32 protein-coding genes and 2 tRNA genes are annotated in these 23,469 nt (G+C 61.4%); 17 read left to right on the top strand and 17 right to left on the bottom strand.

Annotation, left to right across the window (positions count from 1 at the left end):
* Positions 1-100 precede the first annotated feature (100 nt).
* Positions 101-1,255 (top strand): OpgC domain-containing protein, encoded by a 1,155-nt coding sequence (locus AC5ZGW_RS23815; protein ID WP_028166802.1) that lies wholly within the window; start codon positions 101-103, stop codon positions 1,253-1,255.
* Between the two features lie 183 nt (positions 1,256-1,438).
* Here AC5ZGW_RS23815 and AC5ZGW_RS23810 read toward each other — a convergent pair whose 3' ends face one another.
* Positions 1,439-3,250, bottom strand: a complete 1,812-nt coding sequence (locus AC5ZGW_RS23810; protein WP_130225707.1) for a carbamoyltransferase family protein — start codon at positions 3,248-3,250, stop codon at positions 1,439-1,441.
* Positions 3,251-3,605: 355 nt separating this feature from the next.
* On the opposite strand from AC5ZGW_RS23810, the gene AC5ZGW_RS23805 reads away from it, so the two are divergent.
* Positions 3,606-3,881 carry a hypothetical protein gene (locus tag AC5ZGW_RS23805; RefSeq protein WP_130225706.1) on the top strand — a complete coding sequence of 92 codons (276 nt, stop codon included), beginning with the start codon at positions 3,606-3,608 and terminating at the stop codon, positions 3,879-3,881.
* Between the two features lie 98 nt (positions 3,882-3,979).
* Here AC5ZGW_RS23805 and AC5ZGW_RS23800 read toward each other — a convergent pair whose 3' ends face one another.
* On the bottom strand, positions 3,980-4,756 hold the full coding sequence (locus AC5ZGW_RS23800; RefSeq protein WP_028166799.1) for a cyclase family protein: 777 nt from the start codon (positions 4,754-4,756) through the stop codon (positions 3,980-3,982).
* A 205-nt stretch (positions 4,757-4,961) separates the two neighbouring features.
* On the opposite strand from AC5ZGW_RS23800, the gene AC5ZGW_RS23795 reads away from it, so the two are divergent.
* The 7 genes from AC5ZGW_RS23795 to AC5ZGW_RS23765 all read left to right on the top strand — a co-directional run bounded on the left by AC5ZGW_RS23795 (position 4,962) and on the right by AC5ZGW_RS23765 (position 11,057).
* On the top strand, positions 4,962-5,201 hold the full coding sequence (locus AC5ZGW_RS23795) for a hypothetical protein (protein WP_130225705.1): 240 nt from the start codon (positions 4,962-4,964) through the stop codon (positions 5,199-5,201).
* A gap of 294 nt (positions 5,202-5,495) precedes the next feature.
* Complete coding sequence (locus AC5ZGW_RS23790) at positions 5,496-7,904, top strand: phosphoketolase family protein (protein WP_130225704.1); 2,409 nt, start codon at positions 5,496-5,498, stop codon at positions 7,902-7,904.
* A gap of 31 nt (positions 7,905-7,935) precedes the next feature.
* Positions 7,936-9,117: an acetate/propionate family kinase gene (locus AC5ZGW_RS23785; RefSeq protein WP_130225703.1), complete on the top strand. Its 1,182-nt coding sequence runs from the start codon at positions 7,936-7,938 to the stop codon at positions 9,115-9,117.
* A gap of 174 nt (positions 9,118-9,291) precedes the next feature.
* On the top strand, positions 9,292-9,642 hold the full coding sequence (locus tag AC5ZGW_RS23780) for a hypothetical protein (RefSeq protein ID WP_028166795.1): 351 nt from the start codon (positions 9,292-9,294) through the stop codon (positions 9,640-9,642).
* 189 nt (positions 9,643-9,831) lie between these two features.
* On the top strand, positions 9,832-9,990 hold the full coding sequence (locus AC5ZGW_RS23775) for a hypothetical protein (protein WP_165435192.1): 159 nt from the start codon (positions 9,832-9,834) through the stop codon (positions 9,988-9,990).
* A 240-nt stretch (positions 9,991-10,230) separates the two neighbouring features.
* Positions 10,231-10,557, top strand: a complete 327-nt coding sequence (locus AC5ZGW_RS23770; protein WP_130225702.1) for a hypothetical protein — start codon at positions 10,231-10,233, stop codon at positions 10,555-10,557.
* A 38-nt stretch (positions 10,558-10,595) separates the two neighbouring features.
* Entirely contained in the window at positions 10,596-11,057 is a 462-nt protein-coding gene (locus tag AC5ZGW_RS23765) for a cupin domain-containing protein (RefSeq protein WP_130225701.1), read from the top strand.
* 41 nt (positions 11,058-11,098) lie between these two features.
* Here AC5ZGW_RS23765 and AC5ZGW_RS23760 read toward each other — a convergent pair whose 3' ends face one another.
* From AC5ZGW_RS23760 to AC5ZGW_RS23735, 6 genes are all read right to left on the bottom strand, one after another.
* Positions 11,099-11,506, bottom strand: coding sequence for a hypothetical protein (locus AC5ZGW_RS23760; RefSeq protein ID WP_130225700.1), 408 nt, complete (start codon positions 11,504-11,506; stop codon positions 11,099-11,101).
* 330 nt (positions 11,507-11,836) lie between these two features.
* A tRNA-Pro gene (locus tag AC5ZGW_RS23755) sits at positions 11,837-11,913 on the bottom strand.
* 159 nt (positions 11,914-12,072) lie between these two features.
* Positions 12,073-12,555: a DUF192 domain-containing protein gene (locus AC5ZGW_RS23750; RefSeq protein WP_130225699.1), complete on the bottom strand. Its 483-nt coding sequence runs from the start codon at positions 12,553-12,555 to the stop codon at positions 12,073-12,075.
* Positions 12,556-12,681: 126 nt separating this feature from the next.
* Positions 12,682-13,344: a cold-shock protein gene (locus AC5ZGW_RS23745; RefSeq protein WP_130225698.1), complete on the bottom strand. Its 663-nt coding sequence runs from the start codon at positions 13,342-13,344 to the stop codon at positions 12,682-12,684.
* Positions 13,345-13,541: 197 nt separating this feature from the next.
* The gene (locus tag AC5ZGW_RS23740) at positions 13,542-14,303 is read right to left on the bottom strand and encodes an SIR2 family NAD-dependent protein deacylase (RefSeq protein ID WP_130225697.1); all 762 of its coding nucleotides are present in this window, start codon (positions 14,301-14,303) and stop codon (positions 13,542-13,544) included.
* A 106-nt stretch (positions 14,304-14,409) separates the two neighbouring features.
* Positions 14,410-14,655: a hypothetical protein gene (locus AC5ZGW_RS23735; RefSeq protein WP_028168571.1), complete on the bottom strand. Its 246-nt coding sequence runs from the start codon at positions 14,653-14,655 to the stop codon at positions 14,410-14,412.
* 187 nt (positions 14,656-14,842) lie between these two features.
* Between AC5ZGW_RS23735 and AC5ZGW_RS23730 the strand changes: the two genes are divergently transcribed.
* Entirely contained in the window at positions 14,843-15,040 is a 198-nt protein-coding gene (locus AC5ZGW_RS23730; protein ID WP_130225696.1) for a hypothetical protein, read from the top strand.
* 57 nt (positions 15,041-15,097) lie between these two features.
* Here the strand turns inward: AC5ZGW_RS23730 and AC5ZGW_RS23725 are convergent, their stop codons facing one another.
* Positions 15,098-15,448, bottom strand: coding sequence for a hypothetical protein (locus tag AC5ZGW_RS23725; RefSeq protein WP_130225695.1), 351 nt, complete (start codon positions 15,446-15,448; stop codon positions 15,098-15,100).
* Positions 15,449-15,778: 330 nt separating this feature from the next.
* A complete protein-coding gene (locus AC5ZGW_RS23720; protein ID WP_130225694.1) occupies positions 15,779-15,967 on the bottom strand; it encodes a hypothetical protein in 189 nt (62 codons plus the stop codon).
* Between the two features lie 360 nt (positions 15,968-16,327).
* Between AC5ZGW_RS23720 and AC5ZGW_RS23715 the strand changes: the two genes are divergently transcribed.
* Entirely contained in the window at positions 16,328-16,492 is a 165-nt protein-coding gene (locus AC5ZGW_RS23715) for a hypothetical protein (protein ID WP_165435191.1), read from the top strand.
* A gap of 51 nt (positions 16,493-16,543) precedes the next feature.
* On the opposite strand, the gene AC5ZGW_RS23710 is transcribed toward AC5ZGW_RS23715, so the two are convergent.
* The 3 genes from AC5ZGW_RS23710 to AC5ZGW_RS23700 all read right to left on the bottom strand — a co-directional run bounded on the left by AC5ZGW_RS23710 (position 16,544) and on the right by AC5ZGW_RS23700 (position 17,827).
* The gene (locus tag AC5ZGW_RS23710; RefSeq protein ID WP_028168574.1) at positions 16,544-16,756 is read right to left on the bottom strand and encodes a hypothetical protein; all 213 of its coding nucleotides are present in this window, start codon (positions 16,754-16,756) and stop codon (positions 16,544-16,546) included.
* A 533-nt stretch (positions 16,757-17,289) separates the two neighbouring features.
* The gene (locus AC5ZGW_RS23705; RefSeq protein WP_130225693.1) at positions 17,290-17,499 is read right to left on the bottom strand and encodes a hypothetical protein; all 210 of its coding nucleotides are present in this window, start codon (positions 17,497-17,499) and stop codon (positions 17,290-17,292) included.
* 124 nt (positions 17,500-17,623) lie between these two features.
* Positions 17,624-17,827, bottom strand: coding sequence for a hypothetical protein (locus tag AC5ZGW_RS23700; RefSeq protein ID WP_130225692.1), 204 nt, complete (start codon positions 17,825-17,827; stop codon positions 17,624-17,626).
* A 229-nt stretch (positions 17,828-18,056) separates the two neighbouring features.
* Between AC5ZGW_RS23700 and AC5ZGW_RS23695 the strand changes: the two genes are divergently transcribed.
* Positions 18,057-18,509, top strand: coding sequence for a VOC family protein (locus AC5ZGW_RS23695; RefSeq protein WP_130225691.1), 453 nt, complete (start codon positions 18,057-18,059; stop codon positions 18,507-18,509).
* A gap of 327 nt (positions 18,510-18,836) precedes the next feature.
* Positions 18,837-19,478, top strand: a complete 642-nt coding sequence (locus AC5ZGW_RS23690) for a glutathione S-transferase family protein (protein ID WP_245474691.1) — start codon at positions 18,837-18,839, stop codon at positions 19,476-19,478.
* A gap of 129 nt (positions 19,479-19,607) precedes the next feature.
* Here AC5ZGW_RS23690 and AC5ZGW_RS23685 read toward each other — a convergent pair whose 3' ends face one another.
* Positions 19,608-19,853 (bottom strand): porin, encoded by a 246-nt coding sequence (locus AC5ZGW_RS23685; RefSeq protein WP_130225689.1) that lies wholly within the window; start codon positions 19,851-19,853, stop codon positions 19,608-19,610.
* 31 nt (positions 19,854-19,884) lie between these two features.
* A complete protein-coding gene (locus AC5ZGW_RS23680; RefSeq protein WP_028168579.1) occupies positions 19,885-20,142 on the bottom strand; it encodes a PilZ domain-containing protein in 258 nt (85 codons plus the stop codon).
* A gap of 226 nt (positions 20,143-20,368) precedes the next feature.
* On the opposite strand from AC5ZGW_RS23680, the gene AC5ZGW_RS23675 reads away from it, so the two are divergent.
* From AC5ZGW_RS23675 to AC5ZGW_RS23660, 4 genes are all read left to right on the top strand, one after another.
* A tRNA-Glu gene (locus tag AC5ZGW_RS23675) sits at positions 20,369-20,443 on the top strand.
* 193 nt (positions 20,444-20,636) lie between these two features.
* Positions 20,637-21,011, top strand: a complete 375-nt coding sequence (locus AC5ZGW_RS23670; RefSeq protein WP_130225688.1) for a hypothetical protein — start codon at positions 20,637-20,639, stop codon at positions 21,009-21,011.
* A gap of 353 nt (positions 21,012-21,364) precedes the next feature.
* On the top strand, positions 21,365-21,565 hold the full coding sequence (locus tag AC5ZGW_RS23665) for a hypothetical protein (RefSeq protein WP_245474690.1): 201 nt from the start codon (positions 21,365-21,367) through the stop codon (positions 21,563-21,565).
* A gap of 46 nt (positions 21,566-21,611) precedes the next feature.
* A complete protein-coding gene (locus AC5ZGW_RS23660) occupies positions 21,612-21,821 on the top strand; it encodes a PRC-barrel domain containing protein (protein WP_130225686.1) in 210 nt (69 codons plus the stop codon).
* 1 nt (position 21,822) lies between these two features.
* Here the strand turns inward: AC5ZGW_RS23660 and AC5ZGW_RS23655 are convergent, their stop codons facing one another.
* Complete coding sequence (locus tag AC5ZGW_RS23655) at positions 21,823-22,317, bottom strand: VOC family protein (protein WP_349645068.1); 495 nt, start codon at positions 22,315-22,317, stop codon at positions 21,823-21,825.
* 262 nt (positions 22,318-22,579) lie between these two features.
* Positions 22,580-22,801 carry a hypothetical protein gene (locus AC5ZGW_RS23650; protein WP_130225685.1) on the bottom strand — a complete coding sequence of 74 codons (222 nt, stop codon included), beginning with the start codon at positions 22,799-22,801 and terminating at the stop codon, positions 22,580-22,582.
* Between the last annotated feature and the right edge of the window lie 668 nt (positions 22,802-23,469).

Here is a 23,469-nt window from a genome sequence, read left to right as displayed (position 1 = left end):
CGGTATAGCCATTCTACCGCGCTGTGACAATCTGGCCGCGGATGGGCTCGAATGTCTCGCGGCGCGGCCTTCTCGAAAGCATCACTTCGAAGCGGGACCCATGAAAATCAACGCCACCCTGCCCGAAAAGGGACGCGATCTCCGGCTCGACCTGTTTCGCGGGGTCGCGAACTGGGCGATTTATCTCGATCATATCCCCGACAATGTGGTGAATTGGATCACCACGCGGAATTACGGTTTCAGCGACGCCGCCGACCTGTTCGTCTTCATCTCCGGCTATACCGCCTCGTTCGTCTACGCCCGGATGATGCTGGAGCGCGGCTTCGTCGTCGGCGCGACCCGGCTGACCAAGCGCGTCTGGCAGCTCTACGTCGCCCACATCATCCTGTTTGTGATCTACATCGCCGCAATCAGCTACCTGGCGTTGCGCTTCGGCGATTCCAACCTGATCAATGAATTCAACGTCGCCGGCCTCGTCGACAACGCGACCGAGACCCTGCGCCAGGGCCTGTTCCTTAAGTTCAAGCCGGTCAACCTCGACGTGCTGCCGCTCTACATCGTGCTGATGGGCCTGTTCCCGCCGGTGCTCTGGTTCATGCTGCGGCAACCGAACCTGACCATGCTCGCCTCGATCGCGCTGTGGCTGGTGTCGCGCCAGGTGGGGTGGAACCTGCCGGCCTATCCGGCCGGCGTCTGGTACTTCAACCCGTTCGCCTGGCAGGTTCTGTTCGTGTTCGGCGCCTGGTGCGCACTCGGCGGCGCGCGGCAGAATGCCAACATCATCAACTCGCCCTACACGCTCTGGTTCTGCGTCGCCTATATGATCTTCGCGCTGATCATGACCATGGCCGGCCGCTTCCCGGATTTCGGCGCCATGTTCCCGGACTGGCTCTATTCAGCCTTCAACCCGAACGACAAGACCAACCTCGCGCCTTACCGCTTCATCCACTTCGCGGTGATCGTCATCCTCGTGATCCGCTTCATCCCGAAGGATTGGGCGGCACTGGAATGGAAGGTGTTCGATCCGCTGATCGTCTGTGGCCAGCAGTCGCTCGCGGTGTTCTGTGTCGGCGTGTTCCTGTCCTTTGTCGGGCACTTCGAGCTGTCGATGAGCTCTGGCTCGCTGCTCGCGCAGATCTTCGTCAGCGTCACCGGCATCGCGATCATGACGATCGTGGCCTACTACATCTCCTGGTCGAAACGGCAGGACAAGCCGCTGCCGAAGACGCCACCGACCCCGGCGAAGGCGACGTAGCGCCATCTTCTCCCTCTCCCCGTTCTTCACGGGGCCGGGACGAGCAGAGCTCGCCCTGAGAGGGTTGGGGTGAGGGGCTGCTTCCGCAAAAACGGTGAGAGTCTGACTCGCGGAGACCCCCCTCACCCGGATCGCATCTTACGATGCGATCCGACCTCTCCCCGCAAGCGGGACGAGGTAATCTCAACTCGGCGGCGGGGCAGTCGAGGCGACGATGCTGGCGACATCGCCATAGGTCCTGACCAGCGGCGCGACGACCTTGTGCATCCGGCCCTTCGACACGATCGTGTCGTGCAGGATCAGGTTGTCGACCCCTGTGGCGAGGAAGCAGTTCACGGCGTCCTCCGGCGTCTCGATGATCGGCTCGCCCTTGACGTTGAAGGAGGTGTTGATCAGCACCGGCACCCCGGTCAGCGCCTCGAACTCCTTCAGGAGCCGGTAGAGCCTCGGATTGGTCGCCTCGCGCACAGTCTGCACGCGCGCCGAGCCGTCGACATGGACGATGGCCGGAATCTTGTCGCGCCACTCGGGACGGACCGGCTTGGCGATCAGCATGAACGGCGAATCCTCCTCACCTTCGAAGATCTCCGTCATTCGCTCGGCCAGCACCAGCGGCGCAAACGGGCGGAACGCCTGCCGGTGTTTGACGCGGCTGTTGAGGATGTCCTTCATCTCTGCCCGGCGCGGATCGGCAATCAGGCTGCGATTGCCGAGCGCGCGCGGCCCGAACTCGGACGGCCCCTGGAACCAGCCGATCACGCGCTGGTCGGCGAGCAGCTTGGCGGTATCGCGGCAGATATCGTCGCTGCGCCTCGCGTCCACCTGCACGCGCACCAAAAACTTCTGCAGCGCGGCCGCGACCTCCGCCTCGCTATAAGGCCTGCCGACGAAAGCGTGCTCCATCACGAAGTTGCGCCGCTGTTTCAGGATCTCGAGCCAGCCGTAATAAGCGCAGCCGATCGCGGTGCCGTCGTCGCCCGCCGCCGGCTGGATCCAGACGTTCTCGAAGCCGGCTTCCCGCGCAATCCGTCCGTTGGCGACGCAATTCAGCGCGACGCCGCCGGCGATGCAGAGGTTCTTGGCGCCCGTGGTCTCGCGCAGCCAGCTCGCGCGGGCGAGCAGCACGTTCTCGGTGTCGTCCTGCACGCGCCAGGCGATGTCCTCCCAGTGACGCATCGCCGGGCTCTTGTCCCAACTGCCGCTGTCGAGCAGATAGGGTTGATTGAATTCGCTGGTCCATGGCGGCACGTGCAACTTGCCGTCGCTCATGTCGAGGAGATGCTTGACCTGCTCGCGACGGCCGTAGGGGGCAAGGCCCATCAATTCGCCGCACTTGTTCCAGTCGCCGAACACGTAGGACGAGACACGGCTATAGAGCGCGCCGAGGCCCGGCATATTGTAGAACTCGTCGCTGAGCATGCCGCGCGAAGGCTCCATGAAGACCTTCTTCAGGCACTCCAGCTTCTCGCCCTCGAACCGGTAGTAGCTTTCGGATTCACGCGCCAGCGGCGACGCCGCATCCGCGTTCGGATACTGCTCCATGACGTCGGACTGATAGTTGCCGACGCCGTCGACCACCATCACCACACCCTCATCGAACGGCGACACCGCAAATGCGCTGTAGGCATGCGCCAGATGGTGGGAGAGCGATACCACCTTGCCCGAGGTCGAACGAAACAGCGGATGTTTGGACGCTTCCTGCCGCTCGGGATACGGAAGAAAGCCGGCCATGTCCTGATAGATCAGCCGCTCTTCCAACTCCGGCACCGGCAGGATGTAGCAATTGCTGACGACCAGATCGACATCATCGAGCGTGATGCCCTCGGCCTTGAGGCAATAGTCGATCGCCTCCTTGTAGAATCCGGACGCGTGCTTCTCGCGCGTGATCCGCTCCTTGGCGATCGCAAAGGCGATCGCGCCGTCGCGCAACAGGCAGGCGCTGACGTCATGATCGTAGGTGTTGAGGCCGAGGACGTAGGTGTGCTGCTTGGGCATGGGGACTCGTCAGGCGGGAATCATCGCGTGGCTTAGGATACGCGATCGTGTCGACATCAAGTTCTCTGCGAGATTTTGTCGGAATCTTTGTCGCCATGGTTCGGCGGCGCACAAATCATTGGATACGACGAAGATGAACAAGATGAACGACGGATGAACGGCAAGACAAACGATGCATTTCTGCAAGCGGGACTATAACTTGACCTCCCCCGACACGCCCAATAGAGTTTTTGCGAAGCGCAAGAACGTTCGACAAAATTTTGTCTTAGTGCATCTGAACTAGTGGCTGTCTCAAACGTCTAAGCAAGACAGTTCGGATTGTTTGGATGTCTGGAAGTGACCGGGAGATTACTGAATGGTTAAACGCTACAATTTCCTGACGCGCTGCCTTGCCGCGGTGGCATTGCTGTTCGTCTATGTCGCCAGCACCTCGGCGATTCTGGTCGGCGCGACCACCTCGTCGGCGCAGGCGCAGTATCGCGGACGCGGCGGTTGGGGTCGCGGTCGCGGCGGATGGGGTTATCGCGGCGGTTATCGCCGTGGCTGGTATCCCCGCGGCTACGGCTACTACGGCGGCTATGGTGGCCCGCGCTGCTGGTGGACCCCGCGCGGCGTTCGCGTCTGCAGGTAGTAGCGTTAGCCCGACGCTACTGCACTAGATCAAAGGAAAAATCAGGTGCGTCGGAAACGGCGCACCTGATTTTCTTTTGGCAAGAGAGCTCTCGCGGCTCAGCTCTCGAGGATCGCGACCGCCCGCGTCCAGCCAGCGGAAGCGCGCTCGATCTTCACCGGGAAGCACGACACCATGAAGCCGGTCGAGGGCAACAGTTCGAGATTGTGCAGCTTCTCGAGGTGGCAATAGCCGATGTGGCGGCCGGCCTTGTGGCCTTCCCAGATCAGGCTGGCATCCCTCGTCTCGGCATATTTCTTCGCGGTGTAGACGAACGGCGCATCCCAGCTCCAGCCGTCGGTGCCGGTCAGCCGCACGCCGCGCTCCAACAGATACATCGTCGCCTCATAGCCCATGCCGCAGCCGGAGACGACATAATCCGGCCGGCCGAATTTTGCGCCGGCGCTGGTGTTGACGACGACGATCTCGAGCGGCTTGAGCGTATGGCCGATGCGGATGAGCTCCTCCTCGACATCCTTGGCGCTCGCGACATAGCCGTCCGGTAGATGCCGGAAGTCGAGCTTGACGGCCGGCTGGAAACACCATTCCAGCGGCACTTCGTCGATGGTCCAGGAGCGCTCGCCGCGGTTCATCGTGGGATGGAAGTGCCAGGGCGCATCCAGATGCGTGCCGTTATGGGTGGAGAGATTGACCTGCTCGACCGCCCAGCCCTGCCCGTCCGGTAGATCTTCCGCTCGTAACCCCTGGAAGAATTCCAGCATCCGCGGCAGGCCCTGCTGGTGGTCGATATACTGGATGGTCGGATGGTTGCCCGGCGGATCGGCCGGCACATCGTTCTGCAGGGGGACGGAGATGTCGATCAGTTTGCGCGCCATGGTCTGTCCTCTCGGGTTTCCTCGATGAAATTCTGGATCAGTACGCCGATCCCTGCAACGTCAGCAGAAATCTCGTAGTCCGGGTGGAGCGCAGCGCAACCCGGGCTACGGACACACACGGCGAACCTTTTACCAATGGTTAGCCTTACCGATGTTGCCACAGGAACGTCATTCACCAGCCTTCATTGACGTGCAAGGAGTGCGGATGACGAACGAGCTCGACAAGATCGACCGGACGCTCGACGAAATGCTGGTGAACCTGGGCGCCATCGTGCTCAAGCTCGCCTCGGTGTCGAAGACCGCGGCGGAGCGGCGGGCGCTGGCTCAATCCGTCCATCAGTACACGGTCTGCGCCGAGCGATCGAGCGACCCCCGAGTCCAGCGCCTGCGGGTGGAACTCGAAGCGACCCTCCAGCCTCCGCTGAAACTGATCTCCAGCCGGTAGCGCCGACGCATCCTACCGGGCTTGGGGCGCACGCCTCTGCTCAAAAGCGCGGCATCGCAGTTTTGTCAAACGCCGCCGCTATAATTTGACATTTCGTGCGCCGGAACGGCGCCGATCCGCGCTCGTTGTCGTCGAACAGATGGCGCGGCTGGCGCATGCGCATGGCGCCAGATTGATGATGGCTGGATGCGGTTGATTTGGCTCAACACCCGTACCGCGCAGAAATAGACAGTAGCGCGTCCAGCAAAAGCCGTCACGATTGGCAATCGTCGCCAGGAAACAACGAGGCGTTCAATGCAAGATGCAAGCAGCCCGTCCGCCGTTCCCGATAGCGCCGAACTCGATCTCCTTGATCGGTACTGGCGCGCCGCCAACTACCTCTCGGTCGGCCAGATCTATCTGCTCGACAATCCCCTGCTCCGTGAGCCGCTTCGCAAGGAACATATCAAGCCGCGCCTGCTCGGCCATTGGGGCACGACGCCCGGTTTGAATTTCGTCTATGCCCATCTCAATCGCGTGATCAAACACCGCGATCTCGACGTCATCTATATCTGCGGCCCCGGTCATGGCGGGCCCGGCATGGTCGCCAACACCTATCTCGAAGGCAGCTACACCGAGATCTATCCCAGCATCACGCGCGACGTCGACGGCCTGCGCAAGCTGTTTCGGCAGTTCTCTTTTCCCGGAGGCATCCCGAGCCACGCCGCGCCGGAGACACCTGGCTCGATCCATGAAGGCGGCGAACTCGGCTATGCGCTCGCTCATGCCTATGGCGCGGCATTCGACAATCCCGATCTTCTGGTTGCCTGCGTCATCGGCGACGGCGAAGCCGAGACCGGCCCGCTCGCCGCCTCTTGGCATTCGAACAAGTTTCTCAACCCTGCGCGCGACGGCGCGGTGCTCCCGATCCTGCATCTGAACGGCTACAAGATCGCCAACCCGACCGTGCTCGGGCGGATGAGCGACGAGGAAATCCGCCATCTGTTCCTGGGCTTCGGCCATGAGCCGATGTTCGTCGAGGGCGAGGATCCCGCGACAATGCACCGGCAGATGGCTGCCACGCTGGATGCGGCGACCGATCGCATCCGCGCCATCCAGCAGGCCGCGCGAGGCGTATCGCCATCACAAGAGCGGCCACGATGGCCGATGATCGTGCTGCGCAGCCCAAAGGGCTGGACCGGACCCAAGGAAGTCGACGGCCTCAGGGTGGAAGGGTTCTGGCGCGCGCACCAGGTGCCGATTGCCGAAGTCCGCAGCAATCCAGGCCATCTCGCGATACTGGAGCGATGGATGCGCGGCTACCAGCCGGAAACGCTGTTCGACGAGCAAGGCAGGCTGGTTCCGGAATTGCAGAAACTGGCGCCGAACGGCGCGCGGCGGATGGGCGCCAATCCGCATGCCAATGGCGGCACGCTCAGGCGCGAACTGGAATTGCCCGACTATCGCAACTACGCGATCGAGATCACGACGCCCGGGGGCGTGATCGATGAAGCAACGCGCACAATGGGCAAATTCCTGCGCGACGTCATGAAGCGCAACGAAAGCACGCGCAATTTCCGCATCATGGGTCCGGACGAGACCGCCTCCAACCGGCTCGATGCCGTGTTCGAAGCGACCGATCGCGTCTGGATGGAGGAGATCGAGCCCTACGACGTCCATTTGTCCCGGGACGGCCGGGTGATGGAGGTCTTGAGCGAGCATCTCTGCCAGGGATGGCTCGAGGGTTATCTGCTCACCGGGCGACACGGATTGTTCTCCTGCTACGAGGCTTTCATCCACATCGTCGATTCCATGTTCAATCAGCACGCCAAATGGCTGAAGGTCTCCCGCGGCCTGCCCTGGCGGCGCCCGATCGCCTCGCTGAACTATCTGCTCACCTCACATGTCTGGCGGCAGGATCACAACGGCTTCAGCCACCAGGATCCGGGCTTCGTCGATCTCGTTGCCAACAAGAAGGCGGACATCGTCCGCGTCTACTTCCCGCCGGATTCCAACTCGCTGCTATGGATCACCGACCATTGCCTGCGCACCTACGACCGGATCAACGTCATCGTGGCCGGCAAGCAACCAGCGCCGCAATGGCTGACGATCAAGGAGGCCGCAGTTCATTGCGAGGCCGGAATCAGCGCGTGGCCATGGGCCGGAACGGAAACACCGGATAACGACGTCGACGTGGTGATGGCCTGCGCCGGCGACGTGCCGACGCTGGAGACACTCGCCGCTGTCGACATTCTCCGGAAGCAGATCCCCAAGCTCAAGATCAGGGTCGTCAACGTCGTCGACCTCATGGCCCTGCAGCCGCGCGAGCAGCATCCGCATGGCCTCACCGACCGCGACTTCGACACCCTGTTCACCCGCGACAAGCCGGTGATCTTCGCCTATCACGGCTATCCCTATCTGATCCACCGCCTCACCTATGCGCGCACCAACCACTCCGGCATCCATGTGCGCGGCTTCAAGGAAGAGGGAACGACGACGACGCCGTTCGACATGGTCGTGCTCAACGAGCTCGACCGCTTCCATCTGGCGATCGAGGTCATCAACCGCGTGCCGGGACTTGCGGCCTCCGCGGCAGCCGTGAAGCAGCATTGCCTCGACCGGCTGATCGAGCACGGCAAATATGTCCGCGAGCACGGCGAGGACATGCCCGATATCCGCGACTGGTCCTGGCCGTACGGCACGGCCGCGAACGCCGGCGACTGATGCCCGATCACAAGCGTTGAGGCTGAAGAAGATGCCAAACGCCCTCCTCGTCCTCAATGCGGGATCGTCCACGATCAAGCTGGCGCTGTTTGCGAGCGGCGGCTCAGGCGATCCCGCACTGCTGTGCAAGGGCATGCTCGACCATCATCAGCATCAGCCGCAGATGGTCGTGAAGGACCTCCACGGCAACGTGCTGTTCGAGCGGCACGCCGCGGCGGAAGCGGACGACGAGCGCTTCTTCTCGGATCTGTTGCACTGGATCGATGAATTCCTCGCCGGTGGAACTCTCGTCGCGGTCGGTCACCGCGTCGTTCATGGCGGCCTGAAATTCTTTGAACCGGTGCAGGTGACGCCGGCCATCCTGCAGGCGCTGCGCGAGCTCACCCCGCTCGCGCCCTTGCACCAGCCGGTCTGTCTGGCGCCGATCGAGGCGATGCAGAAGCTGCGGCCGGACCTGCCGCAGGTCGCCTGCTTCGATACCGCCTTTCACCACAGCGTCGCCCCGCCCATGAGCCGCTTTGCGCTGCCGCGGCATTTCGAACAGGAAGGCGTGCGCCGCTACGGCTTTCACGGGCTCTCCTACGAGTTCATCGCCCGCCGCTTACGCGAAATCGCGCCGGATCTGGCGACGGGGCGGATCGTGACAGCCCATCTCGGCAGCGGCGCCAGCCTGTGCGCGATGCGCGACGGGCGCAGCATCGATACGACGATGAGCTTCACGACTCTGGACGGGCTGATGATGGGCACGCGCTGCGGCGCGATCGATCCCGGCCTGCCCCTCTATCTGCAGCAGCAGCGTGGGCTCTCGGCCGACGAGATCGAGCACGTGCTCTATTACGAGTCCGGACTGCTCGGCGTGTCCGGGATCAGCGCCGACGTGCGCGTGCTCACCACGAGCGACGATCCGCGTGCCGCCGAGGCGCTCGAACTGTTCGCCTTCCGCGCGGGGGCGGCAATCGCCGCGATGACCCACAGCCTGGGCGGCCTGGATGCGATCGTCTTCACCGCCGGGATCGGCGAGAACAGCCCCGAGGTGCGGAAGCGGATCTGCGCCGGCCTTGGCTGGCTCGGCGTGGAGATCGATGATCGCGCCAACAGCGCCAATGAACTCAGGATCGGTGCGAAGACGGCGAGTGTTGCAACCCTGGTAGTCCCGACCGATGAGGAAGCGGCTATCGCCGCTCACAGCCAGGCCTTGATTACAAATCGTTGAGAATGACGAACGGCATTGCCGTCGCTCTCACGGCCGCGATCCGGCGGGATGGTTCGCGCCAAAGGATTTGATGAGCGAGACCGCATTCGCGCGGCACCACAACACCTACTTCACTTCTACTGGCGCCGGCCGGACGGGCTGGCCCAGCCGTCTCGCGAAGACAGGAGTCTCGCCATGAAGAAACTATCCCTCCTCTGTATCGCCCTCGCCGTCGGCCTTTCGACCACCGCAGCATTCGCACGCGGCGGCGGAGGCGGCATGGGGCACGGTATGGGTGGCATGGGGATGCACGGAGGCATGCCCATGAGCAGCGGCCTGCCCACAAGCGGCGGCCTGCCGGTGACCGGCGGCGCTTTTGGAACCAGCCCCACCACGCCCGGCACCAACTCGCTCGGAACCGCACTTTCGTCCGAAGGCATCGCCAACGGTCCCCAGAAAGGCCCGCTGCTCGGCACCGATCCCTCGCTCGATCGCGAGGACGCCAAAGTCGACAAGATGATCGGATCGATCTGCCGCGGATGCTGAAGCGGCAGCAAAAGCACCTCGCGGCCCCGCTACACGGACGTTAAGGTTGATCGGTTAGGTTAAGATCAGGCTCGTCTTGAGCTTGGTGGCCGCGATGGTAAGCGAGTTTACCGTACCAGGTTTCCGGCTTATGACCCGACCGGGCTAAATCGAGCTTTCTCTCCGAGAGCCAGGATTGCAGGTGATATCATGTGGAACGGCCGCAAGAACGCAGTTATTGGGCTGAGCGCGCTGTTCGCATTCGTCCTGCTTGAATTGTGCGCGGCAATCGCTGCGATCGGCGCGGTGCTCGAATTGGCCATCGGCATTGACGTGCCGGTTCTGCCGTTCCTCCCGTCAAACGATTAAGGCGTCCCGCACCTAAAGGGAGTGCGCTGCCCCCTCGGTGCTTCGCCGCCACCAGCGTGCAGGCGCAAGCGCCCGTCCCAAAAATTCCTGCAGCCTGACGGTGGCGGCATGATCGGATCCGCTGATTTGACGTGCGATTTGGCAACCACAACCGTTGCTAGCAAAGCCGGATGCCACCTACTATGCTGCGCCCCTGCAAGCCCCGCCGCGATTCCTGAATTCTTTTCTTTGGAGCCATGAATGTTCAGAACGCCTCTGATAATTCTGTCAGCCCTCGCCTCGATGATTGCTTCTGCCGTTGCTCAGCCTGCCTCTCTCACCTGCAGCGGCTCCCTGTTCGATCCGACTGGATCGGCGCCGTCGTCAAAAAGCGTGACGCTTGCCCTCGGTCCGCCGATTTCGATCGACACCGGGAATGGCCCGCAGCGCGCTACGGTCGTCAGCAACAACAGGATTCAACTCAGATTCAAAACCAAGGACTTCACGGGCGAGTATTTCCACTACACCAGTGATCTTTTCCTAATCTACCGATCAGGACATCTTGCGCGGTTGACGTGTCAGCGTTGAGCAAGCAGTGCGGCCTCGGGTGTCATGGAAAGGACCTCATGCCCAAGATCGATATCGCCACTGTCCCGAAACGCAAGGGCTCCGGCTACCCGCCGCCATTCGACGCCGCCTGTGCCGAACGCGTGCGGCAGCGATTGGGCAATGCCGGCGGCCTCACCGACTTCGGGGTCAATCTCATGCACCTGCCGCCGGGCAACTGGTCGAGCCAGCGCCACTGGCACTCGGACGAAGACGAATTCGTCTATGTGCTCGAAGGCGAACTGACGCTGATTGAAGATGGCGGCGATACGGTGCTGCGCGCCGGCGATTGCGCGGCGTTTCCGAAAGGCTCCGGCAACGGCCATCACCTCGTCAACAAGTCGGGCGCAATGGCGGTTTATCTCGAAGTCGGCTCGCGCTCGCCAGCCGACGTCACCATCTGCTCGGACGTCGACATGATGAGCTCCAACGCCGACGGCCGGTTCGTGCACAAGGATGGCACGCCCTATTCCGAGCGGTAGAGGGAAATCGGGGTGGCCCCCATAGCAATTTCAGCGTTTCGCTATTCTCGTGCAGGGATCAGGCTTTGATCATCACACGGGAAAGACCAATGGCTCGCCCCAAATCCGCCGCTCACCTTCTTGAACGAAGCTATCGAGTTACCGAAGCCTCTCACAATTTGGAGACGCAGCGGACCGGCAAAATTGAAGCCACCGGCAACATCCGAAAATTCGCCGTCAATGATGTCGCCACGTAGCGTGCCTCGAAAAACGTTGGCAAAGTTCCGCTCTTTACTCGGTCCAAACCACCAAACAGTATTTCCGCGTTGCGCGACAAAGTAGGTACCTGTGTCGTTACCCTTCCAGATTCCCTTCATACTCCTCGGCCCTGTGCACGATGCATGTGCTTCTACCGAGACCGACAACGTCAGGACAAATCCAACGATAGCAATGCCGATATCCGAGCGCATTTTCTTGCTCCCTACCCACTGACGCAGCAATCGTTCGTATTCGACGGCATAAGAGTAAGCCGCCTCCTCCCGCGTGGATCGTCATCGATTCCATGCGCATTACAGAACGACGTTATTCCATGGGTCGGGCAGTCGCGCATCGGACGTTCGTCCGACGCCATTCACCTTCCGGTTGCAAAGATTGGAAACGGAGCGCACTCGCCAGATCGCGCGCTCATGGAAGCCCCTCGACCAGCTCTCTCCGGCTGACCCCGAGACTCCCGACAGTGCACAGCAAATCAGCGGGCGGGACGCAGCACGTCGCTCAAATATTTGATTCCACTAATATTTTGGTCGGGGCAGCTGGATTCGAACCAACGACCTGCAGTACCCAAAACTGCCGCGCTACCAGGCTGCGCTATACCCCGAGCAATCCGCAGGCGATGTCGATACACGGTTAGGCGGGCGCCAGCAAGCCGCTCGCCAGGCGCGATGGTGATCCGATCAGGCTGATCGGATCAGCATCGCATCTCTTTGTTGAGCATGATCTTTCCGGAAAACCGGTGCCCACTTTTCCGGATCATGCTCTATTTGCCATTAAACAGCGGGTGGGCCACCCGGTCACCGGGCTGGATGCCGTATTTCTGCGCCGTGCCCGCGACCACCTCCAGCACGCCCTTGGCGAGCCCGCCGGACGAGATGATCTTGGTCGACAATGGCTCGGTATTCTCCGCGATCCGCAGGATGCGGCCGTCGGCGCGGATGAAGATCATGTCCAGCGATACATAGGTGTTCTTCATCCACATCGACACCTGTTGCTCCGGCGAGAAGTCGAACAGCATGCCTTTGCCGTCGGGCAGCTCCTTCCGGTACATCAGCCCCGTCGTCTTCTCCTCCTCGGTCGTCGCGAGTTCGACGGAGAAGACGTGCACTCCATTCTTGGTGACGATCTCGAGCGGCTGGACCGTCGCAGCCCTTGCGGCCGGGCTCGCGATCACACCACACAGGAGGGCAAGCGACGCAAACAGGGCAACGAGCAGGCGATGCCCGGTGACACGATCGAAAGTCATGGAAACTGCACTCACGGCAAAATCAAATCGCGCGGAACCTAACCCGAGCACCGCGCCGATGGCCAGAGGGCAAAAACATAACGGGCGCCGTTCGGCTCACGTTTCCGTCAGAGCTTAAGCGGGAAATCAGTGCGACGACAGCGCCGACGGGCCGGTCTCCGGGTGGATCTCCGCGGCCATCATACCCTTGGAGCCGGGCCCGAACCGCACCAGCACATATTGGCCGGGGCGCAGCTCGGTCATGCCGAAGCGGCGCAGCGTTTCCATGTGCACGAAGATGTCGGGTGTCCCTTCACCGCAGGTCAGGAAGCCGAAGCCGCGCAGCCGGTTGAACCACTTCACTTGCGCCCGCTCGAGTCCGCTGGTCGGGGTGACCGTGACATGGGTCCTGGGCGGCAGCATCTGCGCCGGATGGATCGCCGTCGTTTCATCCATCGAGAGGATGCGGAACGCCTGATAGCCCTTGGCGCGCTGCACGCATTCAACCACCACGCGAGCGCCCTCGTAGGCCGTCTGATAGCCGTCACGCCTGAGCACGGTGACGTGCAGAAGCACATCTGGCCAGCCATTGTCTGGGACGACGAAGCCGTAGCCTTTCGAGGCATCGAACCATTTGATGACGCCGGAAATCTCGACGAGGTTGGCGGCATCGCCCAAGCCGGAGAACGCATCCGCCGCCGGATCGCGCGGTGCTCTCTCCGAGTATTCACCCGGCACAAGCCTACCCTGCCCGGCGCCACCTGATGGTGGACCGCCGAGCTTCTTGGACTCAAATCCGTCCGACCCCATGACCCCGGACCCCGCACATCATCTGCAATCCGTCTCTCTGCGACGGTACCTTATCAATGCGTTGTTGCACGACCGCTCATGAACAACGCACGCGAATCTCGAATCAAAAGATAACACTCCCGCTTGAATCGCATAGATAAAAAATGAATCCGGCGGGAACTATGAACAGACTTGCACGACCGCGAATCAATTGAGCGTCAATTGCCCACGAACGGCCCAAGCGTCTCGCCGATGTCGTGACGGATCACGAGATCCGCAATGTCGTCCTGATCGGTCGGCTCGTTGTTGATGATCACAAGCCTGGCACCGCAGTTCTTGGCCATCATCGGAAATCCGGCCGCGGGCCACACCACCAGCGAAGACCCGATCGCAAGGAACAAGTCGCAGTGCTGCGCAAGTTCCGTCGCCCGTCGCATCGCATCCTCCGGCATCGCCTGGCCGAACGAGATGGTTGCGGTCTTGATGGGATCGCCGCAGTCGGTGCAATCGGGCGCACTGCCGTTCTCGTCAAAGCGCTGCTTGACCCACGGCAATTCGTACGCCCTGCCGCAACCGATGCAGCGCGCATAGGTCGTGTTGCCGTGCAGTTCGACCACATGATCCGATTTGAAGCCGCTCATCTGATGCAGGTTGTCGATGTTCTGGGTGACGATCGACGGAATCTTCCCCGCGCGATAGAGCGAGGCGAGCGCGCGATGCCCGCGCCCGGGCTTCGCCGCCATGAAGGTCGGCTCCATCGCAAAGCGCCGGCGCCAGGCCTCGTCGCGCGCGTCGGCACTTGCAACGAATTCGTCGAATGGAATTGGCCGGTTGCGCGTCCACAGCCCGCCGGGCGAGCGGAAGTCGGGAATCCCGCTCTCGGTTGAAATGCCGGCACCAGTGAAGGGAACGATGGTGGAGGCCTCGGCGATCAAATTGCCGAGCGCCTCGACACCGCTGCGCAGATCTTTTGTAATCACGTGAGAAACCCGAGTTGACCGCGCGCACTATAGCACGGCCAACCGGACCGAGGGATCGCACCTAGGATGCGGCTCTCAGGCCGCCTTTGTCACGCCGCCTTGTTTGTCACGCCGCTTTGGCGACCGGCTCCTTCGCCTCGTTCGGCTCCTTCACCTCGTCGCTCTTCTTCGCCTTCGCAACCGGCGCGGCATCGGACTTCTTCACCGGCTTGCCGTATTGGGCAAGCTTCTCCAATTCCGCTTCGAGTTCGGCGCGGCGCGCCGCGACCTTCTCGAACAGCTTGTCGGTCGCGTGCTCGCGCAAGCTTGCGAGTTCTTCGATGCTTAGTGAATCCAGATCGATCTTTGCCATGAACGGCCTCCCCAGTTTCCCTTTTTGGCTAGCGGGGCCGCGGAGAAGCGACAAGCAGCGTACGCGCCTTATCCACCGCCTTCGCTGCCCATCATCTCACCACAATCCTGCACCGGCTCCTCCCCATTGGCGCCCCATTGGGGAGGCGAATTCGCCCCCGATGACATTACGATTACAGGGATGGGCCATGATCAAAGCCATGACCGAAGACGCCATGACCGAGAAGGAAGAGCGGCTCGCACGTGAACGCGAAGAGATCGCCGCTCGCATTGCAAGCTTCAAGGCGACCCAGCGAAAGTTCGAACGCGAGCGCCAGGAGTATTACGAGAGCACGCTTGGCAGCGCCTGGCACGGCTATCAGCAGGCACCGATCGAGACCGATTAGGCGCTCGCAGCACAAGTGGAGTCAAAAAGCCCGGGGCGCGTCGCTCCGGGCTTTCTGTTACCAATAAGGATCCCAGTAGGCGCGCCGATAATAAGGGCCGCCCCCGTAGGCGTAAGGACCACCGCCGTAGTAACGTCGATACCCGTAGCCGCCATAATAGGCCGGGTAGTTGTAGTAGCTCGGTCCGTAGTATCCGCCGTAGTAGCCCGGACCGTAACCGTAGTAATAGGGGCTGGACGCTGCGGCAGCGCCCGCAATCAGTGCGCCCGCGGCGAGACCGAATGCCAAGCCCGGACCTGCACCCCGCCAGCCCCAGCCGCCGCCGCGCCAGTACGCCTCGGCCGGCGAGCTCATTGTGGTCGCCCCCAGCGCGGCGACCGTACCCAAAACTACGAAAGCCTTTTTCATCCTCGCCTCCTTAAGGATTCATCCGCGGCTCCAACGCAGAAATTCCCGATTGGTTGCATCGGGAACCGGCAGGCATATCGCCGCAAACAGCCGTCTTTGCAGCGCTTGGGCCGGGTCCCCGTCTCCCTTCGAGCTATGCAATTCGACCGGACCACCCATGGATTGGCGCAGGAACAAACCACGACCTCCGCGCGTATTGTGGTGCAGAAGGGGTGTGGCCATGCCGGTCTGGCTGGAAATTCTGATCAACATCATCGGCTATGGCGGGTTCATCGCCATCGCGATGTATCACCGCTCCTCTAGCGAGAAATTGCCCGGACAGGATCCGCGCTAATTCGCCTTATGCGGTTCGCCCGCGGTGCGCACCAGGCGGTCGGCCTTCACCAGCACGCGTCCATCGTCCGCCTGCGGCCGCAGCGAAAAGCTGATCGCGACGAAGGCGAGACAAAACAACAGCCCCACCAGCATCACGCGCCGGTGAGTTCGCCTGTCTGCATTGTGGAATGAAGGGATCATCATGGCTCGGGTTCCGCAGCTGATCCCTATGCGCAACCTCCGGTTATCGCAACGCGATCCTGCCCTTAACCTAACTGAATAGCGTTATCGGCTGCCCCGAAAGAGATCGTTAGGAACACGGTGCCGCACGGGCGCCATCCGCTACCTCTCGTCCCCAGCTTATCCGCAGCAAATCCACAGGCCGCCGGACCGGCCTTTGCCAAGCAATTTCCTGATCTTGCTGCGCAGCGATCCACACACGCCCCGCCCCTGCTCGCGATCGGAGATCCCGGACGTTTGGACAACCGAATTCATCCCCATTAACCGCACCTCTTTAGAAAACGTAAATGCGGATCTGGGATTTTTGGGCAGGAGGTTGCCGTCATGGTCATCTACCCCGTCCCTGCCGCGGTGACGCAGGCGAAGGTTCAGCTCGTCATCGACGAGACTGCAAAAGCGCCGCCGCATCAGATCAATGCCGATGTCCAGAGCGTCATCGACGCCCAGACCCACGCCGAACGCGACGCGCTGCTCGACCGCAAGGCGTGACGGCAAGCGCCTCCGCGTTCTCCTGGCGTGAATGCCGAACCGCGCCAGCGCTTAGTCGTTGGATTTTGGCCCGCCATGATAGCGGTGGGCGTCGGCATCGCTCATTTGCGGTGCCATCTGCTGATCGAACATGTTGAGCGCGTCGTAGGCGCGCTGGTCGGCCGCCGTTTCCTGCCGCGGCGTTGAGGCGTCCGAACGTGCGAACGCCTGTCCGGACGTTGCCGCCACCGCCACGATCGCCGTGGCCAGAATGATGCTTTTCATGGATCTGCTCCTCGCTGCGTACGTCGCCTCGGTTCCGACATGCGCGCGGCGGCATAGGAATGCGATGCAGGCTCAAACGCTTGTGTAAAAAGGTGAGATCAGAACACCAAGCCGTTGCGGCATGCCGCGCGCGGCCTTGAGACCCGTGACAACACTCCGCAGGAACACTTCTGATCGTCAGGAATTGAATGAGCATCAGGAAGTGCCGGTAGGAACACTCCCCCTGCCGCCTACCGGCTAAGAAGCCCCGCGATGCCCCCGTCGCGGGGTTTTCTTTTGAACCTCTTTTGCACGCCGACAGACATAGTGGAACTGGGGATTTCAGGGCCCAGTAATTCGCGGCAGCGTCGCCCGGAGAACATACTCCTCTAGGCGGCGCTGTTGCTTTTTGAAAATTCAACCTTAAGTTATCGACTGAAGCTGGCGGCTCGCGCCCTGAATCCCCAGACCGTCAGCCCGAAAGCCCCGTGCCCCACGCGCGGGGTTTTCTTTTTCGGACTTGTTCTGACTCTTGGGCAATTCACCGGCGCCGCTCACGACAGCGTGGCGATGATCGTCTGCACCTGGTCAGACGCTGACGCGACGAGGCCATCGAATGACGTTTGGCCGTGAGCCGCCGCTCTCAGAATACGTTCGGCCACCGCCGCCTTGACGCCGAACACGGATTGATCGGCGGGAATTTTCGCCATGACCGCTTCCAACGCGGCCCGCATGGTCTCGATGAGTTCAGGACTGTATGGCATAGCGTCCTCCCCGCGCGGCAAGATAGTCGGAGCGCTGTTGCCTGCCACTCACAAGCCCGAGACTCACGACCATGTGTCGTTGCGGGTTTCAATGAATTCGGGCGGAGATCGCTTGCCCGCCTCGCTATCCAAATACCCACCAGATCAGGGGACCACCGAGTCCGACGAGAATGGCGAAACAGAGCGTGAGGCGGCCGATCTTCTGCAGCGTGGTCACCTGCGAGAAGTCCCGGTCAGGCATGCGGCCCAATCGACGCCCCGTCCAATCCAGGGCACGCCCCATCAACCCAGCGACCAGTTCGAACAGATACGGGACAACGCCATCCATGGCCTCACCTTGGCACAGCCAGTGCTTCCACTTTGTTACATGGGAGCCCGTTCGACACCCTGCCCTTCACGGCCTTTTCTGATATCTAGGGCGTGATCCGGAAAATTGGATACCGTTTTTCGAAAGGGTCATTCTCAAGCAAAAAGATCGAGCGGGATGATTAATCATCACCTTGGTCTCGCGAACCGCCCAAACCAGACGCTACAACCCCCCAGAGGGAGCCAACACCATGCGTTATCTCCACACCATGCTGCGCGTGCGCAATCTCGACATCGCGATGAAATTCTACCAGGACGCGCTGGGGCTGAAGGAAGTGCGCCGGATCGACAACGAGAAGGGTCGCTTCACGCTGGTGTTCCTGTGTGCGCCCGAGGATGTCGACCAGTTGAAGAAGCTGCCGAGCACGCGCGGCGCGCCGCTGGTCGAGCTCACCTATAACTGGGACGAGGAGAAATACGGCGAGGACCGCCATTTCGGCCATCTCGCCTACGAGGTCGACGACATCTACGCGACCTGCGATCGGCTGATGAAGCTCGGCATCACCATCAACCGCCCGCCGCGCGACGGCAACATGGCGTTCGTGCGCTCGCCGGATCTGCACTCGATCGAGCTGCTGCAGAAGGGCGATCCGAAGCCCCCGGCCGAGCCGTGGCTGTCGATGCCGAACACCGGCCACTGGTAGCCCTCGCGCAAACACTGCGCGCACGTCAGGTCACAGCATGAGCGCTGCGATCCATAACGGAACGAGCGTGTGGATCGCGCGTTTCCTCACCGATACGAATGGAGGAGGAAACGATGGCAAGAGGACTCTTGCTGTGGCTGCTTGGCGTGCCAATCCCGGTGATCATCCTGTTGTGGCTGTTCTTCGGACACTGATCGCACGCAGCCCACCCAACCCAACAAAATCAGGTGCCGCTCAGCGGGCCTGATTTTTTGTTGGTGCGGGATGATCGGGATCGCGCTTTCTGCTATTCCGCCGCCAACGCAAGAAGGCATGGGAGAAAGACGCGTGGCGGAAAAATATCAACTCACGGTTTGGGGCCGGGCCAACTCGGTCAACGTGAAGAAAGTGCTGTGGTGCCTCAGCGAGCTCGAGCTGCCCTATCACCGCATCGATGCCGGCATGGAGTTCGGCAAGAACGACCAGCCGGACTATCTCGCAATGAACCCCAACGGCCGCGTGCCGACGCTGGTCGACGGCAGCTACACGCTGTGGGAATCCAATTCGATCATGCGCTATCTCTGCCTCGCCTATGGCGAGGGCTCACCGATCTATCCGGCCGCGCCGCGCCAGCGCGCCAGCGTCGATCGCTGGCTCGACTGGACGCTATCGACGCTGCAGCCGGTCGACCGTCCGGTGTTCTGGGCGCTGGTGCGCACACCGCCGGAGAAGCGCGACATGGCCGTGATCCAGAAGGACGCCGATGCCGAAGCCGAGGTGTGGCGGATTGCCGATGCGCAGTTGGCGAGCCGGCGCTTCATCGACGGCGACGGGTTCACCATCGCCGACATCGCGATCGGTGCCTTTGCACGGCGCTGGTTCGGCGTCGAGGGCATCACCAAGCCGAGCCTGTCCAATCTGGAGCGCTGGTTTGCCGAGATTTCCGCACGCCCGGGCTTCGTCCAGTTCCTGGCGCCGCCGTTGTCGTGAGCTGATTTCACAGAGCGTTTTCGAGCGAAGCATGCCCTCGGACTTGATCCGAGGGTGGGCACCGGTTCGCGTGAAGAAAACAAACAAAGAATCTAGAGCTTCGTTTTCGATTCAATCAGAACCGAAGCTCTAACGCCCGCCGATCGAGACGCCGCCGCCAATGTCGATGGCGCCGCCGATCTTGATGCAGGTGTCGGAACCCTCGATCCTGACGAAGCCCGCGCCGTATTCTGCGCACGCATTGGGCCGTGCGCCTCTCTTCAGCGGGAGCGGCTTTGCGGAAGCCGTTGCTTTGCCGGACTTGGTTCGATGAGGCTGCTCCGCGAGTGCGATTGCCGGCAGCAGCGCGAGGACGAGGATCAGCGTCTTTCGCATCGGGCCTTTTAACGCGCGAAGGCGGGAACTGCTAGCTCACGAACTTGACGCCCACCGTCCTGCCGCGGCGCCACACCACCTCGCAGGGCCGTCCGGTGCGGGTGTCGCGCGAGAACGCCAGGCGCAATTTTCCAGGCAGCGTGTTGGGATCGTCGATCGTGATCTTGGCGCCGGTGGACGACATGTCCTGCACCACGCAGGGCCGCGCGGCGAATCCGCCCTCCAGCGTGATCCACCCGGGCTGGTGCATCGATTTGCGCGCCTCGCGCTTCTTGCGGCTGAACGCCATGGCCGACGCCTACGGCACCAGGCTTTACAAAGCGTTGCGAAACACCCGCGGTTTTTCGGGTATCGGCGCCTGTGCTGATCGATCCGGGGACGGCTGCAAAAAGGGCCGTCCTGCGGCTTGCCCCCCCATCCAATCACCACTATACGTTCGCTCCGTCGCCGCCAGTAACCGTCGGCGGCCGATCTGGCATATCCCGCGGCTAACGCATTGATTTGCCGATTGTTTTGCTCCCTTCGTCTATCGGTCAGGACGCCACCCTTTCACGGTGGAGAGAGCGGTTCGATTCCGCTAGGGAGCGCCAAAAGCCAATAAAATCAAAGAGATAGCCGGACAGGTTAGCCAAGGCGGTTAGCCGCGACCCTTCGGAAGCGCGGCTCCAGTTCCTAGTCTACTCAGCACGTCACACCGCAAGCGCTAGCGGCTTGCCGCCGGTAGCCGCGAAGCTCATTTTCAGATGATCGGCGCCAAGTCACGCGAGACCATTCGGCGCGTCCGTGCGCGCCGCCGCCGAGCAGGCCGCCGAAGCACGCCAGCGCGCCGATCGGCTCGCCTGTGAAGCCTGGAACAAGCGCATGCTGGCGTTCCAGGGCCCGGCGCAGCCTTCGCCCGCCCTCGGCGACGCACTCGACGCCGGCTACACCTATCTCGAGGTGAAGTGTCTCGGCTGCGAGACGCACCAGACGGTCGCCCTCGATATCGTGCGCCGGCCGAAGACGACGCCGATCCATGAGCTTGAGCGCTACATGCGCTGCAAGCTGTGCTCCGAGGAGCGAGGCTATCCCTACAAGCGCAGCCACCTCGCGGCGCTGCGGCCGACGAAGATATCCGCGCAGGATCCGCCGTCGACCTGCTGGCCGGGTGAACGCTGAACGATCGGAAAGTCCTATGGTCACCCGGTTGGCAAGAGTGGACTCTCAAGCTCCCTTTCTGTTGGCCACGTCGTGAGAATGGCACCGCTCGGCCGAATTACTGCGAGAAGAAATTGGGAACGAACGCTCGCGTCACGATTTTAGAAGGTGTGAGACCGCCACTCGCCGTTAAACTACACGGCGCATATCGCGGATAGCCAAAGGTCACAAAGACCCGCTGTTTCAGAACAAGCGCTCGCGCAGATAGCCAAAAGCGGCGGTCTCCGGTTCCATTCGGAATTGCCAGCGGTACTCGCTAGCGGAGGGCTAGTTGGTGCCGGGTTTCTGTTGGTTTTCTTATGCCGAGCTTCGCCATGCGCAACCCCATCGACCTCGACCACAAACACAGCCGCGCCATTGTTCGAGAGATCGGCGAGAGATTGCGTACGTTGCTAAAACCAGAGCCTGAATTGCCACCGAGCGTCAGAACGCAAATCAACCGGCTCAGACAATTGGAAAATCAGGCACCATCGATCATTCCAGCCGCCGAGCATTGGGGCAAGCCGGGCCGTTAAGCTGCGTTGGGGCAGCACCAACGACTCGGCGGAACGGGGGCCAGCAATGCCATCGGTTAAGCTTCGTGCATCAAAAATTTTGAATGAATTCGGTGAGGCACAATCCGAACTGATCGGCATCGCCGTCGTCCTCACGAACGGAAAGGCCGGCGAGGTCGAGAACGTTTGGTTAGATGAGTTGCACGGGCTGCGGATTTCCATCAAAGGCCATGATGGGAAATGGCCCGTCTCAACCATCAAATTCCCGGAAGACTAGTCTAACAACGGCCCTTTGTGGGACGCGCTCCCTGACATTGTCGCCCTTCGTCATTGTCCTCGCATTGCGCTCGGCTGAGTTCTTCGGCGAGCCCGATGAGAAGCCCTTCGGGCCCGCGGATGTAGCAGAGCCGATACGCATCTTTATACTGAACGACTTCGCCGATAAGCTGCGCGCCGCGATTGCGGAGCCTTTCAAGCGTCTCATCGATGTCGTCCACGGCGAACATGACGCGGAGGTAGCCTAGAGCGTTAACCGGCGTTACGGTGATCCGCAGCGGGAGGCGGCGTGAGGAAGCGGATAGCTCGAGCCGGCCGAGGCCGTCCGGCGTGCGCATCATGGCGATCTCGACGCGCTGATCGCCCAGTCCAGTGACACGTCCGGCCAATTCTCCTTCGCTCGTGGCTCGCCCTTCGAGCTGAAGCCCGAGCTCGCGAAAGAAATCCCCGAGGTCATCGACGAGGATTCCTACGTTGTCCATCCGTTTGAGCGCCATGTGGCCAATCTAGCAGGTGTCGCCTAGGCCGCAAACCGATACGACAAACGCGCCGACAATTTCCTTGCTGCCATCAGAACATTCCGATCAGGATGAAGACGCTGACCCGATTAAAAACGTGGTCGACGTGATGGCAACTGTCAGGAACACATCGCCGGCTGAGAAAGGATTCATTATCACCTCGCATCCGGCGAAGCCCCCCATCAATGCGCATGGGCTACAAAGGTTTCGGTTCCAGACATGGAAGATGCGAGCGGCAGACCTATCGCATTTCGAGCTCTTTGATTGCCAGAGCCGAAATTTGTGCGGGGTCCTTGATGCCGGATTGCGCGATCTTGATGATGTTTCTCGCGATCATTTCCGTTAGAGGATCATCGCGATCCTTGACTTTTAGCGTCTGCAACGCGCGCTCATAAGCCGCTGTGATGCGGCTGAACTTTTCCGGCTCCACGACGGAGCTTTGCAACAGTCGATAGATGGCCAATTCTCACCGCCCAAGCCCCGCCGGGGGAAGCACAGGAACCTTGTACACGGTCGAAGAACTACGGACGCTATTGTGTCACGACCTATCAGGAAGCGATCCGCGCATTATTCCGGGCAGTCAATCGGTACATTGGACAGACTAGCGGCATGGAAAAGGAGCGGTCCCGGCTGGGGGCAATGCTGAGACCGCTCCTCTCGGGACATGACACGAGGCCGTCACACATGTCGGTGCAAGCGGCCGCGGGCACTCCCCGTCGCCGGCATGGCGCTGAGCTTCAGAACTTCACGCATGCTTGCGCCGCCGCTTGACCAACCAATAGACGCCATAGCCGACAGCGAGCATCGGGAGACCGGCGCCGGCGATTGGACCAGGGGCTCCGTCGACGCGGTGACCGGGCGGGTCTCGGCCGGGGGCGTTCTCGCAATTCCCGCCGCCGTTGCAGGCATTCGCAGGCGGGGCAGTCATGATCAAAGCTAGGGCAAAAAAAGCAGCGAGAATCGCAGATACAATCTTCACAGATACCTCCTGCATTCTGACCAATTCAAACTGTGTAATTAAATATGACATTTAACAATTAAATATGTTAGTTTATTAAATTTGTTGGTTGCAATAAACCGAATGTTCGCAGAAATGCGCGGAAGGCGGAATATGGCCAATTTGAAACCGAT

The organism is Bradyrhizobium sp. Crot121 (assembly GCF_059512385.1).
The sequence above is the reverse complement of the archived record's forward strand: the minus strand, read 5'-3'. Positions and strand labels throughout refer to the sequence as shown.

Coding starts and splice junctions, on each gene's coding strand:
- AC5ZGW_RS23815 (WP_028166802.1), top strand. CDS start 101: ATGAAAATCAACGCCACCCTGCCCGAAAAGGGACGCGATCTCCGGCTC.
- AC5ZGW_RS23810 (WP_130225707.1), bottom strand. CDS start 3,250: ATGCCCAAGCAGCACACCTACGTCCTCGGCCTCAACACCTACGATCAT.
- AC5ZGW_RS23805 (WP_130225706.1), top strand. CDS start 3,606: ATGGTTAAACGCTACAATTTCCTGACGCGCTGCCTTGCCGCGGTGGCA.
- AC5ZGW_RS23800 (WP_028166799.1), bottom strand. CDS start 4,756: ATGGCGCGCAAACTGATCGACATCTCCGTCCCCCTGCAGAACGATGTG.
- AC5ZGW_RS23795 (WP_130225705.1), top strand. CDS start 4,962: ATGACGAACGAGCTCGACAAGATCGACCGGACGCTCGACGAAATGCTG.
- AC5ZGW_RS23790 (WP_130225704.1), top strand. CDS start 5,496: ATGCAAGATGCAAGCAGCCCGTCCGCCGTTCCCGATAGCGCCGAACTC.
- AC5ZGW_RS23785 (WP_130225703.1), top strand. CDS start 7,936: ATGCCAAACGCCCTCCTCGTCCTCAATGCGGGATCGTCCACGATCAAG.
- AC5ZGW_RS23780 (WP_028166795.1), top strand. CDS start 9,292: ATGAAGAAACTATCCCTCCTCTGTATCGCCCTCGCCGTCGGCCTTTCG.
- AC5ZGW_RS23775 (WP_165435192.1), top strand. CDS start 9,832: ATGTGGAACGGCCGCAAGAACGCAGTTATTGGGCTGAGCGCGCTGTTC.
- AC5ZGW_RS23770 (WP_130225702.1), top strand. CDS start 10,231: ATGTTCAGAACGCCTCTGATAATTCTGTCAGCCCTCGCCTCGATGATT.
- AC5ZGW_RS23765 (WP_130225701.1), top strand. CDS start 10,596: ATGCCCAAGATCGATATCGCCACTGTCCCGAAACGCAAGGGCTCCGGC.
- AC5ZGW_RS23760 (WP_130225700.1), bottom strand. CDS start 11,506: ATGCGCTCGGATATCGGCATTGCTATCGTTGGATTTGTCCTGACGTTG.
- AC5ZGW_RS23750 (WP_130225699.1), bottom strand. CDS start 12,555: ATGACTTTCGATCGTGTCACCGGGCATCGCCTGCTCGTTGCCCTGTTT.
- AC5ZGW_RS23745 (WP_130225698.1), bottom strand. CDS start 13,344: ATGGGGTCGGACGGATTTGAGTCCAAGAAGCTCGGCGGTCCACCATCA.
- AC5ZGW_RS23735 (WP_028168571.1), bottom strand. CDS start 14,655: ATGGCAAAGATCGATCTGGATTCACTAAGCATCGAAGAACTCGCAAGC.
- AC5ZGW_RS23730 (WP_130225696.1), top strand. CDS start 14,843: ATGATCAAAGCCATGACCGAAGACGCCATGACCGAGAAGGAAGAGCGG.
- AC5ZGW_RS23725 (WP_130225695.1), bottom strand. CDS start 15,448: ATGAAAAAGGCTTTCGTAGTTTTGGGTACGGTCGCCGCGCTGGGGGCG.
- AC5ZGW_RS23720 (WP_130225694.1), bottom strand. CDS start 15,967: ATGATGATCCCTTCATTCCACAATGCAGACAGGCGAACTCACCGGCGC.
- AC5ZGW_RS23715 (WP_165435191.1), top strand. CDS start 16,328: ATGGTCATCTACCCCGTCCCTGCCGCGGTGACGCAGGCGAAGGTTCAG.
- AC5ZGW_RS23710 (WP_028168574.1), bottom strand. CDS start 16,756: ATGAAAAGCATCATTCTGGCCACGGCGATCGTGGCGGTGGCGGCAACG.
- AC5ZGW_RS23705 (WP_130225693.1), bottom strand. CDS start 17,499: ATGCCATACAGTCCTGAACTCATCGAGACCATGCGGGCCGCGTTGGAA.
- AC5ZGW_RS23700 (WP_130225692.1), bottom strand. CDS start 17,827: ATGGATGGCGTTGTCCCGTATCTGTTCGAACTGGTCGCTGGGTTGATG.
- AC5ZGW_RS23695 (WP_130225691.1), top strand. CDS start 18,057: ATGCGTTATCTCCACACCATGCTGCGCGTGCGCAATCTCGACATCGCG.
- AC5ZGW_RS23685 (WP_130225689.1), bottom strand. CDS start 19,853: ATGCGAAAGACGCTGATCCTCGTCCTCGCGCTGCTGCCGGCAATCGCA.
- AC5ZGW_RS23680 (WP_028168579.1), bottom strand. CDS start 20,142: ATGGCGTTCAGCCGCAAGAAGCGCGAGGCGCGCAAATCGATGCACCAG.
- AC5ZGW_RS23665 (WP_245474690.1), top strand. CDS start 21,365: ATGCGCAACCCCATCGACCTCGACCACAAACACAGCCGCGCCATTGTT.
- AC5ZGW_RS23660 (WP_130225686.1), top strand. CDS start 21,612: ATGCCATCGGTTAAGCTTCGTGCATCAAAAATTTTGAATGAATTCGGT.
- AC5ZGW_RS23655 (WP_349645068.1), bottom strand. CDS start 22,317: ATGGCGCTCAAACGGATGGACAACGTAGGAATCCTCGTCGATGACCTC.